The 17441-nt window shown below is 59.6% G+C and carries 15 protein-coding genes and 1 pseudogene; 3 read left to right on the top strand and 13 right to left on the bottom strand.

Annotation, left to right across the window (positions count from 1 at the left end):
• Positions 1–326: 326 nt before the first annotated feature.
• Positions 327–428 (bottom strand): annotated as a pseudogene (locus PHQ58_RS11665) (chemotaxis protein); the annotation flags it as partial.
• 519 nt (positions 429–947) lie between these two features.
• Here PHQ58_RS11665 and PHQ58_RS11660 point away from each other — a divergent pair.
• Together PHQ58_RS11660 and PHQ58_RS11655 are read left to right on the top strand one after the other, a co-directional pair.
• The gene (locus PHQ58_RS11660) at positions 948–1361 is read left to right on the top strand and encodes a hypothetical protein (RefSeq protein WP_300111169.1); all 414 of its coding nucleotides are present in this window, start codon (positions 948–950) and stop codon (positions 1359–1361) included.
• Positions 1358–2344 carry a CapA family protein gene (locus PHQ58_RS11655; protein ID WP_300111168.1) on the top strand — a complete coding sequence of 329 codons (987 nt, stop codon included), beginning with the start codon at positions 1358–1360 and terminating at the stop codon, positions 2342–2344. Before PHQ58_RS11660 ends, PHQ58_RS11655 begins: the two co-directional genes overlap by 4 nt.
• Positions 2345–2417: 73 nt before the next feature.
• Here PHQ58_RS11655 and PHQ58_RS11650 read toward each other — a convergent pair whose 3' ends face one another.
• The 11 genes from PHQ58_RS11650 to PHQ58_RS11600 all read right to left on the bottom strand — a co-directional run bounded on the left by PHQ58_RS11650 (position 2418) and on the right by PHQ58_RS11600 (position 15611).
• Positions 2418–4451, bottom strand: coding sequence for a 4-oxalomesaconate tautomerase (locus PHQ58_RS11650; RefSeq protein WP_300111167.1), 2034 nt, complete (start codon positions 4449–4451; stop codon positions 2418–2420).
• Between the two features lies 1 nt (position 4452).
• Positions 4453–5625, bottom strand: coding sequence for a tricarballylate utilization 4Fe-4S protein TcuB (gene tcuB / locus PHQ58_RS11645; protein WP_300111166.1), 1173 nt, complete (start codon positions 5623–5625; stop codon positions 4453–4455).
• The gene (gene tcuA, locus PHQ58_RS11640) at positions 5612–7072 is read right to left on the bottom strand and encodes an FAD-dependent tricarballylate dehydrogenase TcuA (RefSeq protein ID WP_300111172.1); all 1461 of its coding nucleotides are present in this window, start codon (positions 7070–7072) and stop codon (positions 5612–5614) included. The genes tcuB and tcuA overlap by 14 nt, the downstream gene beginning before the upstream one ends.
• Positions 7073–7087: 15 nt before the next feature.
• Positions 7088–8440 (bottom strand): adenylosuccinate lyase family protein, encoded by a 1353-nt coding sequence (locus tag PHQ58_RS11635; RefSeq protein WP_300111165.1) that lies wholly within the window; start codon positions 8438–8440, stop codon positions 7088–7090.
• A gap of 22 nt (positions 8441–8462) precedes the next feature.
• Positions 8463–9299, bottom strand: a complete 837-nt coding sequence (locus tag PHQ58_RS11630) for a CoA ester lyase (protein WP_300111164.1) — start codon at positions 9297–9299, stop codon at positions 8463–8465.
• Positions 9300–9304: 5 nt separating this feature from the next.
• Complete coding sequence (locus tag PHQ58_RS11625) at positions 9305–10486, bottom strand: CaiB/BaiF CoA-transferase family protein (RefSeq protein ID WP_300111163.1); 1182 nt, start codon at positions 10484–10486, stop codon at positions 9305–9307.
• 9 nt (positions 10487–10495) lie between these two features.
• Positions 10496–11341, bottom strand: a complete 846-nt coding sequence (locus PHQ58_RS11620) for a MaoC family dehydratase N-terminal domain-containing protein (RefSeq protein ID WP_300111162.1) — start codon at positions 11339–11341, stop codon at positions 10496–10498.
• A 66-nt stretch (positions 11342–11407) separates the two neighbouring features.
• A complete protein-coding gene (locus tag PHQ58_RS11615) occupies positions 11408–12691 on the bottom strand; it encodes a TRAP transporter large permease (RefSeq protein ID WP_300111161.1) in 1284 nt (427 codons plus the stop codon).
• A 2-nt stretch (positions 12692–12693) separates the two neighbouring features.
• Positions 12694–13353 (bottom strand): TRAP transporter small permease, encoded by a 660-nt coding sequence (locus PHQ58_RS11610; protein WP_300111160.1) that lies wholly within the window; start codon positions 13351–13353, stop codon positions 12694–12696.
• An 87-nt stretch (positions 13354–13440) separates the two neighbouring features.
• Entirely contained in the window at positions 13441–14406 is a 966-nt protein-coding gene (locus tag PHQ58_RS11605; protein WP_300111171.1) for a DctP family TRAP transporter solute-binding subunit, read from the bottom strand.
• Positions 14407–14531: 125 nt separating this feature from the next.
• A complete protein-coding gene (locus PHQ58_RS11600; protein WP_300111159.1) occupies positions 14532–15611 on the bottom strand; it encodes a porin in 1080 nt (359 codons plus the stop codon).
• A gap of 127 nt (positions 15612–15738) precedes the next feature.
• On the opposite strand from PHQ58_RS11600, the gene PHQ58_RS11595 reads away from it, so the two are divergent.
• Positions 15739–16686, top strand: coding sequence for a LysR family transcriptional regulator (locus PHQ58_RS11595; protein WP_300111158.1), 948 nt, complete (start codon positions 15739–15741; stop codon positions 16684–16686).
• A 59-nt stretch (positions 16687–16745) separates the two neighbouring features.
• Here the strand turns inward: PHQ58_RS11595 and urtE are convergent, their stop codons facing one another.
• The gene (urtE, locus tag PHQ58_RS11590) at positions 16746–17438 is read right to left on the bottom strand and encodes an urea ABC transporter ATP-binding subunit UrtE (RefSeq protein ID WP_300111157.1); all 693 of its coding nucleotides are present in this window, start codon (positions 17436–17438) and stop codon (positions 16746–16748) included.
• Positions 17439–17441: the final 3 nt, after the last annotated feature.

Below are 17441 nucleotides of genomic sequence, written 5' to 3'. Positions count from 1 at the left end.
TGCGGTGTGGTGTTGTAAAGCCGGGCCACCGTCTGGTTACACAACAAAAAATCGCCTTTGTCGTCCTTGAGCACGATGCAATCGGGTATTTCGCCGAACACCTCACGGTACAAGGCGAGTTCGCGAGCGTCGTTGACAGGCAGGGTTTCAGGCGAAGGAAATTCGTTTATGGGCGACATGGTGTGACTTTCCTATCCAAAAAGACGACGCAATACTTTCGTCTTGCTGATGATGGGTGGGTCTGCGTCCTGGTGCACCGTCAGATAGACGACCATTCGTCGTTGTCTGAAGACACGACGGTGGGCATGGGCAAGGTGCGTGGTCGCCACCAGCGCTGCATTCTGTTGGGTCACCTGGTCCATCTGCATGACTGCTTCACCGACCTGGCTGACACCCAGGCTTTGATCTGCGCTGACCGTGCTGATGCCCGAGCCGTCGGGCAGGTTCAGATCGAGACTGACCAGAGTCGGCGAGTCAAACTGGACACCGTCGAGCGCCTCGTACAAGGTAACTGCCTCGCGGATGGTCACACGGCCATCCACGTTGCCGAACACCCTGTGCAGGCTGCTGCAAATCAGGTCGGAGTCTTCAACGATCAGTAACTTCAATGGCATGAGCCATCCTGCCAGCCACGGTCCAATTGCAACATCGGGCGATGCTGATTTGACTGTCAGCCCCTGCTGACACAGAGTAGGGCATGCCTTACCCCGCCAGGTACCGCTTGGAAGCCATGGGACTAAAGCCCCACATCGGCATTCTGGTAGGCAGATTCGCAAGTCAAATTTTGGCAATCCGCCCGTTGAAGCCCAAAGCGCCTGCTCAATCAGACAAACCCAGCAGGTTGATTCAGGCGGTCATTGCAGCAATAAAAACCATGCGGGCTTGCGGGGCGTAGAACTTGAGGGCCAGGTGTTTTGCCGCTATGCACATCAAGCAAAATGTCGGTCATGAGATATTCACTTTGCACAACAACCGTCGCCCTGGCTTTTGGGGCCTGTTCATTCCCCTTGGCAGCCTCAGCCAACGCACTGTTGCACTGCGACGTGAGCTATGCGGGTAGCACCCATGTCGTGGAAACCCAGGCGGTCGCCGACCCGTATCCCGTGCCCTCCGTCGACATTGGCGGACGCTTCTGGTTCAAGGCCGTGATGGTGGGCCGCGCCACGCAGGTGGATTACGTCAAGCTCTACGCCTACCTCGACACTCGCCAACAACCCCTTCTGATTCAGGAAGCCGTTTATTTGCCCCCTTTTCAGTCCACACCTGCGCCCTACCTGCTGACCGGCACACAGTACCTTTATGCCGGGCCAGTCGAGCGCGAGTTGATGTACAGCTGTACCCTGCAGGGGGTTCAACCATGAGGGCGGCGCTGCGCTGCAGCATGGCCGCCCTTTTGTGGCTGGCGGCTGGCTCCATGGTGGCGGCTGAGCCCACCCAGCCGGTGACCCTGGTGTTTGCGGGCGACATCGTGCTCGACGACACGGCAGGCGACATGATTGCCCGTGGTATTGACCCTTTTGCTGATTTTGCAAAGGTCTTCAAAGACGCCGACATTCGCCTTGGCAATCTGGAGTGTGTGGTAGCCACCACCGGTTCTGCGGGCGACAAAAACTTTACCTTCCGCGCTCATCCGCGCGTGCTGCCGGTGCTCAAACGCCATTTTGATGCGCTGGCTCTGGCCAACAACCATTCAGGCGACTTTGGGCGTGAGGCCTTCGCCGAGATGCTGGGACTTTTTTCGCAGGCCCAGTTGGGCCATTTTGGCGGTGGCCACAACCTGTCTGGCGCGCACACGCCACAACTCTTTGCGCGCCATGGGCTGCGCATTGCGGTGCTGGGCTACAACGAATTCATGCCGCGCAGTTTCGAGGCCGACTTCAACGCCCCTGGCGTGGCCTGGAGCGAAGACGAACAAGTGGTGGCCGACATCAGACGAGCCCGCACGTTTTACCGTGCTGACCTGGTGATTCCCGTGATGCACTGGGGTTGGGAAAACGAGCTAACCGCCAACCCCCGCCAGCGCCACCTGGCACGCTTGATGATCGACGCCGGGGCCGACGCGGTGATTGGCGGCCACCCGCACGTCACGCAAGACATTGAGCTGTACCAGGGCAAACCCGTCATCTACAGCGTGGGCAACTTTGTCATGAAAGAAACCGACAACCCGCGCCAGCGCCAAGCCTGGGTGCTGCGCCTGCAGCTGACCCCCCAAGGGGTGACCAGCTTCAACACCGTGGCCACGGCCATCAGCATGGACGGCATTCCCAGGCGCGACACGGACACAGCCAGCCCGTGCTGGCACCGTGGACAGAGCACGGTAGGCGTGTGCAAACCAGCGCCGTGACCCACGTTCGCCCTCAAATAATTATGATTTTGATAGCTACTTGCGCTTATATAACAAGGGCTAGAGGCCAATTTCAACCATCAAGAACCGATTCAGATCGCAACCCCGCATGGATCACCACACGCTGCCATTTCTCGCTCTCAGCCATCAGCAGGTCGTGCAATTCACCCGGCGATGAGGTTTGCACCCTCGCGCCATCGGCCTCCATGCGCGCCACGGTGTCCGCGTCCGTTAACACCGTGTTGAGGGCCATGTTGAGTTGGCGCACGATTGACGCTGGCGTTTTGGCCGGGGCAAAAAGCGCGTACCACTGCGTCATCTCAACCCCTGGCACACCCGCTTCCAGCAGGGTGGGCAGCTCGGGAAACGCACTGAGGCGGGCAGAGCCGGCAATCGCCAACGCCCTGACTTTGCCACTGCGCAGATAGGGTTGCGCGGTGTACAAGCTGGGGAACATCACCTGCACCAGTCCATTGGCAAGGTCTGCGATGGCAGGCGCACCCCCGGCGTAGTCCACGCGCTGCATCTGGGTGCCGGTTTGCAGTTTGAACAGTTCAGCCGCGACATGGGGCACGGTGCCCTCGCCTGCCGACGCATAACTCAGGCGTGCGGGTGACTGCCGCAGCAGGCGCACCAGCTCTTCCACCGATTGCACTGCCAGGTCGGCGGGCACCACCAGCAAGGTGGGTGAATGGCCCATCAGCCCAATGGGGGCAAAGTCAGCCACCGGGTCGTAGCGCAGTTTTTGCAGCGCGGGATTGATGCCGTGGGTGGCAATGTAGCCAAACAGCAGGGTGTGGCCATCCGCCTGCGCGGCAGCCACGTATTCGCTGGCGATGCTGCCATTGGCGCCAGCCCGGTTGTCCACCACCACCGACTGGCCTAGCAGGGGCCCGAGCTTGCGCATCAAGGTGCGGGCCATGGTGTCATTGCCACCACCTGCGCTGGTCGGCACGATGATGTGGACCTCTTTTTGCGGGAACTGGCGGCGGCCCTGCGAAGTAGCAGCCTCAGGCGCTTCGCGGGAAGCGGGGGGAAACACGTAACCCGGCAAGTGCAACACGCCTTGCATGATTTTGCGCACGGTGCGCACCAGGGCCGCGCTTTGCAGCGCAGCTTGCTGTCCCTCGCCCTGCAGCTCAACCTCGACGTCGATTTGACCCGCCGGGTGCAACACCACCAAGGCATGGCGCCCCGGCATCATGTGGGCACCACTGGCCACTGTGCCGGGTAAGGCAAACGCGGTGGCCACGCCGATGGCACCGGTCACCGCGTGCGACGCATGGCATCTGCGCGGTGTGAAATAACGCGAGGTGATGCTGTTGGGTGCATCGCCAGCGCTCACCAGCACCGGCTTGGGCACCACGCTGTTGGACACATCACCCAAACCCATGCGCACACCCGCTTGCAGGCGAAGGGATTCCAAGCGCGTAAACAGTGCCGTGTTGGCGTCAAGTTCGGCGGGCCGTTCGCGCCCGCTCAAGCCCAGGTCGCTGGCGCGCAGAATCATCAGGGGCATCGCCGCATCGATGCAGGTCACGGCCAGTCCATCCATCACATCAATGCGTTGCCCGGTGGGAAACAGCTGTCCCGTGACGGAACCCCAGGCGTCCAGAAAATTCAACAACACAGGCGCGGCGGTGCCAGCCACACCGTCAATACGTGCATCTCCCTCATAAGTGACCTTGCCACCGGGTGTACACACGGTCACGTCAATGCGCGATGCGGTGTTGACGTTGAAGACACGGGCAGTGGTGCTGCCATCTTGCGCCGGGATCAAGCCTTGGTCGATGGCGAATGGCACCACACCCGACAACATGTTGCCGCAGTTAGGCCGGGTATCTACCGACTGGTGGCCGACACCGACCTGGGCAAACAGGTAGTCCAGGTCGCAATCCGACTGGGTGGATTTGGAAACGATGGCCACCTTGCTGTTGAGTGTGCTGCCGCCGCCCAGACCATCGAGTTGTAGCGGGTCGGAGGCCCCAATGGCACCAATCAGCGCCTGGTTGCGCGCCTCATCACCTTCGGGCAACCAGTCACGCAGAAAGAACGGGCCACGTGAGGTGCCCGCGCGCATCAGCACGCAAGGAATGGACAGCGTCATGTCAGTCGTCTCCCAGCGCCAGGGTACCGGGCTGGCGTTTTTCGACGGCGTAGCGCAGCAGGGACGCCGTGCGGAAAATGCCATGGGCAAACTTGCCATAGGGCAAGGTGGCAAACAAGGCCATCACCACGCCCAGGTGCAACGCCAGCAGCAGCGCCAAAGCAGGTGTGCCACGCGCCAGCCAGAGCAACAAGCCGGTGGCGCTAGTCAAAAACAGCAGCGCAATAAAACCGTAGTCCATTGGTTTCTGGGCGGCATCACCGTGCAGGGGATGGCGGCGCAACTTCAGCCTGAGCAGACCTGCCGTGCCCAGCAGCAGACTGACACCGCCCACAACCCCCAGCACCTTGGGCAAGCTCGGCAGGTCATACGGCGCATGCCAGCCAAAGGCATAGTGGTAAACCGTGGCCAGGCTGGTGGCGGCAAAACACAGCATGAAGCCATAAAAGGTCAGGTGGTGTGCCCGGCTGCGTGACAGGGTGTAGGCATCGTCTTCGTTGTGGCAACCCTCACCGTGACCGCCGTCCAAGTACTTGAGCTTGAGCACATCATGTGTGGCTTGTAGGGCATCGCCACCCGCAATCGGCTGGCCGGTGGTCGCGGGTGAGACATCGCGAAGGAAGCGCGTCACACCAATGCCCAGGGCCAGCACCGCCCACAAAAAGACCGGCGCAAACATCGACACCAGCAGGTTGTGCGGGAACAAGTTGTAGAAGTTGCCCGACAGCTGCCCACCCCACAGGTTGCCGTTCAGAGCCAGAGCCAACACCAGAAACAGCGCCAGCCCAGCCGCCAGCGCGAGTGACAGCGTTAAAGCGTTGCGTTGGTAAAGCTTGCCCAACGCAGCAGGCCAGGCGTAGGCCACATAAGTCTCACCGCGGACCTTCGCCATCGCTTGTGGCACGTTCACCGCAAATTCATGCGGCGGCGCGTACTGGCAGGCGTGCAGGCAGGCGCCACAGTTGTGGCACAGGTTGGCGAGGTAATGAATGTCGGCGGCGCCGAATTCCAGCCGCCGCGTCATGGCCGGGAACACGGCACAAAAACCCTCGCAGTAACGGCAGGCGTTGCAAATCTGCATTTGCCGCGCCACCTCGGTCACCGCCGGGGACGCTGTACCGTGGCCTGCGGCGAGTTGCCGGGCATCCTGGATCAGGGTCTCAAGCACGCGCATGATTTGCTCCTGATTGAATAGCTGCTTGCGCAGATTGGATACCGGCTATACGGCCAAAAGCCGTACCAATCGACATGCCGACACCGGCTGTGTAACCCTTGCCCAGCACATTGCCAGCCATCATTTCGCCGGCCACAAACAGGTTGTCGCTGGGCACATCATTGAATCGCACGGCTGAAGTTTCATCGGTCTTGAGACCCAGGTAGGTAAAAGTCACACCCGGTCGCAGCGCGTAGGCGTAAAACGGCGCGGTGTCGATGGGCCTGGCCCAGTGGGTCTTGGCGGGCAAGATGCCTTGGGTGTGGCAGTTGTCCAGCGCCGTGTGGTCAAACGTGCCAGCTTGGCAGGCGTTGTTGTAGTCGTTGAGCGTTTGCATGAAGGTGTTGCTGTCCAGACCAAGTTGGTTCGCCAGCTCTTGCAGTGTGTTGGCCTTGACCCCGGGAAACACCGGTGGCATGAAGCGGCCAATGGCTTTGGCATCAATGATCGAATAAGCGGTTTGCCCCGGTTGCTGCGCCACCAGCCGCCCCCAGATGGCGTAGCGCTTGGGCCAAAAGTCTTCTCCCTCGTCGTAAAAACGCTCGGCATCCCGGTTCACCACCACACCCAGTGAGACGCAGTCGATGCGGGTGCAAATGCCGCCGTCATACAGCGGCGCACGCGCGTCAATGGCCACCATGTGGGCTTGCGTGGGGTCGCCAATCGCATCGGCCCCGTGGTCGTTCAGCAGGTGGCGCAGCAGCACCCCCTGGTTGAATTGGGTGCCGCGAATCAAAAAGTTGTCGGACGGGGTTTCGCCCCGCTCATTGGTGCCCCAGGCTTCGCGCAGCCAGGCGCGGTTGGACTCGAAGCCGCCGGCCGCCAGCACACAGGCGCGGGCCGTGATGCGCTCGGAATGCACGCGCCCATCCGGGCCAGTGGCCTCCACATGGGCGGCGACAAAGTGGCCGTTCTTGATTTCGAGCCGGTTGACCGGTGATTGATAGCGCACCTGCACCCCCAGCTTCTCCGCGCTGCGGAAGTAAGCGTTGACCAGCGCTTTGCCACCGCCCATGAAGAAGGCGTTGGTGCGGGCGGTATGTAAGGCGCCCGAGAGTGAGGGCTGAAAGTGCACGCCGTGGCTGCGCATCCACGGGCGGCAGGTGCTGGAGTCGCGGATCACGCGCCGGGCCAGCTGCTCGTTGGTCAGGCCACCGGTGACTTTGAGCAGGTCTTGCCAGAACTCTTCTTCAGAATAGGCATCCACCAGCACGTCTTGCGGCGCGTCGTGCATGCAACGCAGGTTGCGGGTGTGGGCCGAGTTGCCGCCGCGCCATTCTTTGGGCGCAGACTCCAGCAGCAGCACACTGGCACCCGCCTCGCGGGCCATCAGCGCAGCACACAGGGCAGCGTTGCCGCCACCAATCACCAGCACATCCACGGTGGTTTGTTTGTCAGGGTTAGGCATGGCGGACATGGTGGGTCAGGCTCCCCGGCGCGCGGCCAGTACCCGGTCGACCATCACACCGGCCTGGCCGAGGTGGTTGATTGGGTCACACATGGCCTCCAATTGGGCGCGGGTCACATGTTTGTTGATCTCGGGGTGCGCGTCCAGAATGTCGATCAGCGGCCGGTTCTCTTTCAAGGCCTGACGGCACAGGTCGTACACCAGATCGTGGGCGTATTCGCGGCCGATGTAGGGACCAAGACCCATCATCACGGCTTCTGACATCACCAGTCCGTTGGTGATGTCCATGTTGGCGCGCATGCGCGCGGCATCCACCTCCAGGCCTTGCAGCACAAACTTGGTTTGCTTCAATGCGCCCGACATCAGGCAGAAAATTTCTGGCAGCGACACCCATTCAATTTCCCACGGGCCGGTGGAACGCTCATGGTCAGCCACCATGGCATCCATCAGGGCGGCAGCGTGTTGGCGCGCCACCGACACGTTAGCGTGGATGTACAGGCAGGAGATCGGGTTGCGTTTTTGCGGCATGGTGGAAGACGAGCCGCGCCCTGGGGCATAGGGCTCAAACACCTCACCCACTTCGGTCTGCATCAGCAGCTTCACGTCCATGGCGATCTTGCCGAGGGACCCACCGACCAAGCCCAGGAAGGCGCCCACTTCGGCAATGGTGTCGCGCACCGTGTGCCAGGAAATCAGCGGTTGCGCCAGCCCCAGCTCTTTCATCAAGCCAGCCTGGGTTTCCATGGCGCCTTTTTCCAGCGACGACAGCGTGCCGGAGGCGCCGCCAAACTCACCCATCAACACACGCGGCTTGAGCTGGCTCAAGCGCTCGCGGTGGCGTTCAATGCCCGCCAGAATGCTGGCCATCTTGTAGCCAAAGGTGATGGGTGTGGCCTGCTGCAGGTTGCTGCGGCCAATGACGGGGGTGTCGCGGTAGGTCTTGGCCAAGGTGGCCAGAGCGTCAGAAATGTCGGTCAGGTCTTGCTCGACCAGCGCCAGGCCTTCGCGCATTTGCAAAACAGCCGCGGTGTCGGTAATGTCTTGCGTGGTGGCACCCCAGTGGCAATACTCGCCCAGGCCGTCGCGGCAGTTGGCGTTGATCTGGTTCACCACCGCGATGATGGGGTAACCAATCTGCTCGGTTTTGGCCTTGAGCTTGTCCCAGTCGATCATGGACAGTTCGCAGTGTTTCACGATCTCGTCGGCGGCCTCTTTGGGGATGATGCCCAGTTCGCCCTGCACTTTGGCCAGGGCGCGTTCGATATCGAGGTATTTGGCGGTGCGGTTTTCGTCTGACCAGACATCACGCATACGTGCGTCGCTGAACATGTCGCCAAAAATCCGTGAGTCAATGATGGTGGAGGCCATGAGGTTTCCCTGTCTGTAAAAGTTAAAGAGATTGAAATGGGCCTGCCGAGGCCAGAATACGTTCGGCGCGTAGCAGCACCGGTTTGTCGACCATCTTGCCGTCGACCTGGATGACACCCGCCCCGTTGGATTGCTGCCATTGGGTGAGCACACGCTGCGCCCAGGCGAGAGTTGGTGCGTCGGGCGTGAAGGCCTCGCGCACCACCGCGACTTGCATCGGATGAATACACATCTTGGCGCCATAACCCAAAGCCCGGGCATGGGCCAGATCACTCTGCACCTGACCCGCATCCAGCTCGGGCGTGACCCCGGCCACGGGGGGTGGCAGGTTGGCGGCGCGTGAGGCCATGGCGATGGCAAGCGCTGCCGCATCCAGCGCAAAGCCGGGGCCGGGCAGGTCCAGATCAAGCAGGTAGTCCAAGGAACCAAAAGCCAGCCGCGAAACGTTGGATGCTTCGGCAATTGCCGATGCAGCCAACACGCCGCGCACCGTTTCAATCAGGGGCAACACATGGGAGCCGGGTGGCATTTGGGCCAGGACACTTGCCACTTGTTCAGTTGTTTCACATTTTGATAGCATGCTGTGCTTTATGCATGTGGTCTGCAGCCATAAAACATCATCAAGATGACAAGGACTGGTCACATCGTTGATACGAACCAGCAAGCGGTCCACATCGTTGCTCGCCAAGCTTGCTACCCAACTGGCGATGGACTCGCGTGCATGGGCTTTGTCGGCGGTTGCAACAGCATCTTCCAGATCCAGAATCACCCGGTCCGCACCACTGGCCAAGGCCTTGGCAAAACGCTCGGGCCGGTTGCCTGGCACAAACAGGTAAGTGAGGGCTTGGGTGGCGTTCATGGTGCTCACACCGCCCCTTCGGCGCGCAAGGTGGCCAGTTGTTCGGCGCCGTAGCCCAGCTCGGTCAGGATGGTGTCGGTATGCTGACCCAGCGCGGGCACAGCATCCATGCGCGGCGCCCCTTTGGTCCATGAACCTGGCGGCAACAGGGCCGGCACACTGCCCACCGAGGTATCCACCGAGGTCCAACGGCCGCGTGCCTGAAGCTGCGGGTGCGCCCAGACTTCGGCCATGGTGTTGACCTGGGCATTGGCAATTTGCGCGGCTTCCAGACGCTGCACCACCTGTGCTGCGCTCAGGCTGGCGAAGGCCTGCACGATCAGCGCGTACAGCGCGGCGCGTTGGGCCACCCGCTTGGGGTTACTGGCAAAACGCTCGTCTGTGGCCAGCTCAGGCTGCTGCATCACCTGCTCACAAAAGGCCTTCCACTCGCGCTCGTTCTGCAGCCCCAGCATCACGGTTTTGCCGTCACCGGCGGGGAACGGGCCGTAGGGGTAAATGGTGGCGTGGCTGGCGCCGGTGCGTTTGGGTGGTGGGGCGCCATCCAGGCTGTAGTACAGCGGGTAACCCATCCACTCGGTGAGGGCTTCGAGCATCGAAATATCGATGTGCTGGCCTTCGCCGGTTTGCTGGCGGTGCATCAGCGCTGCCAGGATGTTGGTATAGGCGTACATGCCCGCAGCGATGTCGGCAATTGACGGCCCGGCCTTGGACGGTGTGTCTTCGGTACCGGTGACAGACACAAAACCGGCCTCGCTCTGGATCAAAAGGTCGTAAGCTTTTTTGTCGCGGTACGGGCCGTTGTCGCCATAACCCGAAATGTCGCAAACGATGATTTCGGGTTTGACCGCGCTCAGGGCTTCATACGACAGGCCCAGGCGAGCAGCAGCCCCGGGGGCCAGGTTTTGCACCACCACGTCGGCATCTTCTTCGATGATGCGTTTGAGGATTTTTTGCGCTTCGGGGTGTTTGACATCGAGCGTCAGGCTTTCCTTGCTGCGGTTGGTCCAGACAAAGTGCGAGGCAATGCCACGCACCCGGTTGTCGTAGCCACGGGCAAAGTCGCCGACGCCAGGGCGCTCGATCTTGATGACACGTGCACCCATATCGGCCAGCTGGCGGGTGGCAAACGGTGCCGCAATGGCATGCTCCAGGGTCACCACGGTGATGCCTTTGAGAGGTTGCATGTTGACTCCTTAGGCGATGACCGCCGTGGCATCCATGGTCAGCCAACCTTCATGGTCTTTGGCCCACAGATGGATGGTTTTGCCGTCAGCCGATGGCTCGCCGCAGACAAAGAAAGGGTTGATGTCAAACACCGGGCGCACGGCGCGGAACTCGTAGCTCAGCACCTGTGCCTCGGGCATCTGGTGGCGCAACAAGTCCAGCAACAGCGTGGCCACCATCGGGCCGTGCACGATCAGGCCGGGATAGCCCTCGACCTCGGTCACGTATTTGCGGTCGTAGTGGATGCGGTGGCCGTTGAAGGTCAGAGCCGAGTAGCGAAACAGCAGCACGTCGTCGGGCACCCACTTCTTCTCCCAAGTGGCCGTGGCCGGTGCGGCTTTCGGTGGCGGGGCCACATCGTCTGGCTTGGCGGCTTCGCGGTAAACGATGTCATGAAACTCGGTGAGCGCGATCTCGGACTCACCTTCGCGGCGAATTTCGTGGCGCACCTTGACAAACACCAGCTTGCCGGTACGGCCGGATTTCTCGGACACATCCGCAATGGTCGAGGTGCGTTCCAGCGCGTCGCCAATGCGCAACGGCTGGTGAAAGCTGAACTGGCTGCCCGCCCACATGCGCCGGGGAAGTGGCACCGGGGGCAGGAAACCACCGCGCTTGGCATGGCCGTCGGCACCAATCTCGGATTGGCGATACAGCGGCAAGAAGTACAACCAGTGCCACAGCGGGGGCAGCGGCGTGCCGACTTGCGGACGAGTGGCTTCGCGGTCAAAGGTGGCCGACAGCGCGGCGTAGGGGGTGGGAGTGGCCGTGTCGCACACACGTTCGTTGCGGCCAATCCAGTCAGTGAGGTTCATGGGGTTGTTTCCTGATAAAAAAGTGAGCTGCTAGCGCTTATTACATAAGCGCTAGAGCACGATTTGTTACATCATTCCCAGTGTTTTTGGCAACCACAGGGTCAGTGGCGACCAGTAGGTGACCAGTACCAGGAAGGCCAGCATGGTCAGCAGCCAGGGCCAGACGGCCACCGTGAGTTCGGTGATGCCCATCTTGGTGATGCCCGACGCCACGTACAGGTTCAACCCCACCGGGGGGTGGCACATGCCGATTTCCATGTTCACCACCATGATGATGCCGAAGTGGATCGGGTCGATGCCCAACTTGATGGCAATCGGAAACAGGATGGGGGCCAGGATCAGGATGATGGAGGACGGTTCCATGAAGTTGCCCGCAGCCAGTAACAACAAGTTGGCAATCAACAGGAACCCGATCGGCCCCAGCCCCTGAGACAACATCCAGCCAGCCATTTCTTCGGGCACATGCTGGTAGGACATCAAAAACGAGAACAGTGCCGCATTGGTGATGATGTAGAGCAACATGGCGCTCATGTTGGCCGACGAGATCAGCACCTTGGTGACGTCTTTGAGCTGCATGTCCTTGTAGACAAAAATCGCAATCACAAACGCGTAGACCGCCGCCACTGCTGCTGCTTCGGTGGGCGTAAAGACCCCTGAATAGATGCCCCCCATCACGACAAACACCAGCAGCACACCCCAAATGGCTTCGCGCAGCGCCGTCCAGCGTTCAGCCCAACTGGCCTTTTTCTGACGTGGGTAGTTGTTTTTACGCGCCACATACCAGGTGGTGGCACCGAGCAAGAAGGCCAGCACCATGCCGGGAATCACCCCAGCCATGAACAGCGCGCCAATCGACGAGTTGGTGGCCACCGCGTAAATGATCATCGCAATCGACGGCGGAATCAAAATGCCCAAGCCACCGGCTGTGGTCACCACACCGGCGCCAAACTTCATCGGATACCCGGCCTTGACCATGGCTGGAAGCAAGATCGAGCCAATCGCCACCACGGTGGCAGGCGATGAGCCCGAAATGGCGGCAAACAAGGCACAAGCCACCACCCCCGACAGCCCCAGGCCACCGTAAAAATGGCCGACCATGGAGGTCGCAAAGTTGATCATGCGCCGGGCCACACCCCCGTGCGTTAAAAAGTTGCCAGCCAGAATAAAGAACGGAATCGCCATGATCTCGAACTTCTCGATGCCGGTGAACAACTTCAATGCCACCGACTCAATCGGCACCTCGGTGAACAGGTAAAGGAATGACAGAACCGTCAACCCCAGCGAGATGGAGATCGGCATGCCGGTCAGCATGAGCGCGACCAGCAAAAACAAAATGACAGCGGTGCTCATGGTTATTTGCTCCCTTTGGCGTTGCCTGGGTGTGAGGTGTGTGCTTCATGCGGGTGGAATTCGTCGGTGATCTCGACATCGTCCAAACCCTCCACATGGCTGTGGTCGTGGTGCGGCAATTCACCAGTGCGGGCAAACGTGTACGCAACCTGCAGGAATCGAAAACACATCAAGGCGGTACCCAGCGGAATGGCCGAGTACACGATCCAGGTTTGCCACTCCAGATCGGGGGTGGTGGGGCCGGGAAACAGCTCGGGTGAGGCTTGGCCCAGCGCATGCATGAAGGCGTAGTGCGCACCGTTTTCCCAGATAAAACGCACCCCAAGCACCGCAACGATGCAAGTAAAAAGTGCGCCGGACAGCAACCCAAACAGCACAAAGCGGCTGCGCGCGCTGTCACCGAGCCGATTGATCAGTACATCCACGCCCACGTGAATGCCGGTGCGCACGCCATAAGCCGCGCCAAACTTGGCCATCCAGACAAACATGATGATGCACAGTTCTTGCGCCCAAGTCATGTCGATTTGCAAGGCCAGGTCCTGCACGACCGGAATATTCCAGGACGCCAGAAAACGATGAACCACTGCGGCAAAAATCACCAGTGTGGCGCCAGAAATGAGGAATGCAATCAGCCATTCTTCGAGTCGGTCAAGAAATTTCATGAGGTATCTCCATGCGCCATTCAGGCGTGGTCATGCCTGGCTGTCCTACAAGAGGACTGCTCAGGCAATGAGGGTGTGAATCAGCGCTTAGTTCGCGGACGCTGCACGAACCGAGTCGATGAAGGCCTTGCCGCCTACTCGGTCAGCCATTTCGGTCTGTACCGGCAACATGGCTTTGACCCAGGCTTCCTGCTCTGCTGCGGTGGGCACATACACGGTGGATTTGCCCGATGCCTTGATGGCAGCCAGCGAGCTGGCCTCGTCTTTTTCGGCAACGCTGTCATTGAACGCTGTCGCATCTTTGATGGCTACTTCAAGGGTGGTGCGGATGTTGGCTGGCAAGCCATCCCAGAACTTCTTGTTGGCAACCACCACGTAGTTGCTGATGGTGTGGTAGCTCAAGGTCACGTGTTTTTGAACCTCGTACTGCTTTTGCGTGTACAAGTTGGACAAAGGACCCTCGGTGCCATCCACCACGCCGGTTTGCAGTGCCTGATACACCTCAGAAAATGCCAGACTCTGTGGCTGTGCGCCAGCAGACTTCATGATGGCGGCATTAACCTTGGATGAGTTGATGCGCATCTTCAGCCCCTTCATGTCGGCGGGGACGTGGATCGGCTTGTTGGCGCTCATCACGCGAAAACCGTTGTCCCAGTAGGCCAGTCCGGTCACGCCACGAGACTCCAGCTTTTTCAATAAACCTGAGCCGCCCGGGCCGCGTGCAAAGCGATGCACAGCGTCAATGTCCTTGAAGATGTAGGGCAGGTCAAACACCTCGAATTCCTTGACCCCCAGTGGGCCAAATTTGCCAGGCACGGGCGCCAGCATTTGCACCGTGCCCATTTGGAGGGCTTCGAGCTCTTCCTTGTCCTTGAACAAAGAGCTGTTGGCAAAGACCTCTACCTTGACTTGCCCGTTGGTGCGCTCTTCGACAATCTTCTTGAAATACTCGGCCGCCTGCCCTTTGGGTGTGTCAATGGCTGCGACGTGAGAAAACTTGATCACGATGGGCGTTTGCGCGAACACAGTCGCTGGCAAACAAAAAGCGGTCATGGCGACCAGGCCTGTCAGCGTGGTGATCGCCCGGTTTGCGACGCGGCGGTTGATGTTGAAAGTCATGTTTGTCTCCTGAATTTTTGGGGGATAAAATTATTCGTTGAAATGATGCATTGCGACTGTCAAAAATTGTGAACCACACCCAGCGACGCGCCAGTGGCGCTTTGTGGCAGTGCCGCAGCCACAAAACCGGTTTTCCAATTGGTGCGATCCAGCTCAGCGTAGAGCTTGGTGCGCTTTGAAAGTTTGTACTCAAGGAAAGCCACAGTGCGGTTGTAGCCATCGTCCGCTTTTGCCGTGCGCGCGCGGTTGACGCGGTAGTGGGCAAGGATCAGGTCCATGCTGGCAGTCAATGGCATGGTGCCGCCCAGGCCCAATGTTGTGTAACTGGTTTTGCTGGTGCTCGACACTTCGGCTTCGTTGCTGCCGTAAGTCAAGGACAGTTTGTTGTTGCCCAACTTTCCGCTGATACCGCCGACATACGCCTTGAGCTGCAGACCTGTGGTGCTTTCGAATTCGGCATAACCCAGGGTTGCCGCAACCTTGTCGGTCTGGTAAGTAAAACCCAGACCTGAAGAAGACAGGGCAGACGAGTTGCCTGACTGCTCACCAAAAGCACGCATGGCGCGCACGGTCAGGTCGCTGAACTTGCCTGCATATTTGACTGAGTTATCTTGGCGATAAGAGCCCTTTGTATCACCCGCAGAGCCATATTCAATGCCAAGCCCGTGGGAACTCAAGGCGGCAATGCCCACATTGGGATTGAAACCAGCAAAGCGCACACCCAGGGGGTCAACGGGGCTCAGGGCGTCCGCCAGTACGGTGGTCTGGCGGCCCATCGTGACCGTTCCCCAACTGGCCTTCAGACCCATGTAGGAGGCACGATCAAAAAACTTGGTGGCATTGGTCTGCGCGCCGGTGTCGATGTTGATGCCTGATTCCAGATTGAAGATGGCCGCCATGCCGCCGCCAAGGTCTTCACTGCCCCGAAAGCCAAAGCGACTGGTGTTGTTGACACCGCTGCTGACCGCAGTGGCCGAACCTACTGCAGCGGCATTGCTGGCGCTGAGGCCATCCACATAACGCACGCTCGCATCCGCAATGCCGTAAATAGTGACCGTGCTCTGCGCGTTGGCGGCGCATGCGCTGGCCAGCAACGCCAGCGAGGCGCAGAGTTTTGTGACGTGTTGGTGGTGATTCATGAATTTTGTCTTCCAGATAGTTTTAATTGATGGCCATTGGGCGTTCTGCCGCTTGAAAGTCAAGAAAGGCAAAACGCGGGGTGAATGATCGCTGTCTTGGGTTCTTATGTGAATTGCATATTTATGAATGATTGATCCACAATACGCATCAATAAACCTGAATAACGAGACGACAGTGAACTTTGACCTGAATGACTTGTTGGCCTTCAAGGCCGTGGCTGAACTGGGTAGCTTCCGCAAGGCGGCCGAATCCGTCCATATCTCGCAACCTGCGTTCAGCCGACGCATTGAGAAATTGGAGGAAGCGCTGGGGGTGCGCCTACTGGATCGCACCACCCGCCGCGTCAATCTGACAACGGTGGGGCGTGACTTCGATCGCCAACTTAGACAAATACTTGATGCGCTCGACACCACCCTGCTCGGAATCCGAGGGGTGGCCGCCACCAGAATGGGCGAGGTCACAGTGGCCTGTGTGCCCTCGGCGGTGAACTACTTTCTGACGGGTGTGATTGCGCTTTACCACCAGCGCTTCCCCAAAATCCGCGTCAAGATCATGGATGACAGTGCCAATGAAGTCCTGATTGCCGTGGCACGCGGTGAGGCTGACTTCGGTTTGAACTTTGTTGGCTCGCATGAAAACGATGTCGACTTTGAGCCGCTGCTGGAAGAGCACTTTGTGGCGGCTTGCCGGCGCGACCACCCCTTGGCAAAAAAGTCGCAAGTCACCTGGGCAGAACTGGCGCAATACGACTTCATCTCAGCCAACAAGTCTTCAGGCAACCGACTATTGCTGGATCAGGCGATGGCCGGCGTCAAAGACAAACCCCAGACCATGTACGAAACCCGGCATGGCACAACAATGATCGGCCTTGTTGAAGCCGGGCTGGGTGTGGCCGTTGTACCCGCCATGGCCATGCCAGCTGCAGATCACCCTTTGCTGGTGAGTGTGCCGCTGGTCGACCCAGTGGTTAAACGCAAGATGGGCCTGATCAAACGGCGCTCGTCAGTGCTCACACCCGCAGCACAACAGCTTTACAACTTGTGTGCAGAAATGCAGACCGCCATCCCTTTGTGAAGTATTGGGGACTAATGGCAATGTCTGCCAACGCGTATGTCGACACGCTGGCTGGCGGATCAAATCGCCACCATTTGCCGCACCCCATCGGCTTCCATGTGGGCGCCCTGCCCCTGCGCTTTGACGGCACCGCGCTCCATTACCACGTAGTTGTCGGCCAGTTCCTGGGCAAAGTCGTAATACTGCTCCACCAGCACAATCGCCATGGTGCCCCGATCGGCCAACATGCGAATGACACGGCCAATGTCCTTGATGATGCTGGGCTGAATGCCCTCGGTGGGCTCGTCCAGCATCAATAGCTTGGGGCCAGCGGCCAGCGCGCGGGCAATGGCCAATTGCTGTTGCTGGCCGCCTGACAGGTCACCGCCACGGCGTTGCAGCATCTGTTTTAAGACCGGAAACAACTCAAACAGCTCTGGCGGTATTGGCGTGCTGGCAGGTTTGTAGGCCAGCCCCATGCGCAAATTTTCTTCCACCGTGAGGCGGCCAAATATTTCACGTCCTTGCGGCACAAAGCCAATGCCGGCGCGCGCACGTTCGTAGGGCGTGGCGTTTTGAATCGGCTTGCCGTCAAACTCGATGCTTCCGGTCTTGATAGGCACCAGCCCCATCAAGCTTTTAAGCAGTGTGGTTTTACCTACGCCGTTGCGGCCAAGAATGACAGTGACCTTGCCCAGTTCGGCAGTCAGGTTGACATCACGCAAAATGTGCGAGCCGCCGTAATATTGATTGATGTTTTTGACGTTCAGCATGTG

Source organism: Rhodoferax sp. (assembly GCF_028688795.1).
Taxonomy (GTDB): domain Bacteria; phylum Pseudomonadota; class Gammaproteobacteria; order Burkholderiales; family Burkholderiaceae_C; genus Rhodoferax.
The sequence above is the reverse complement of the archived record's forward strand: the minus strand, read 5'-3'. Positions and strand labels throughout refer to the sequence as shown.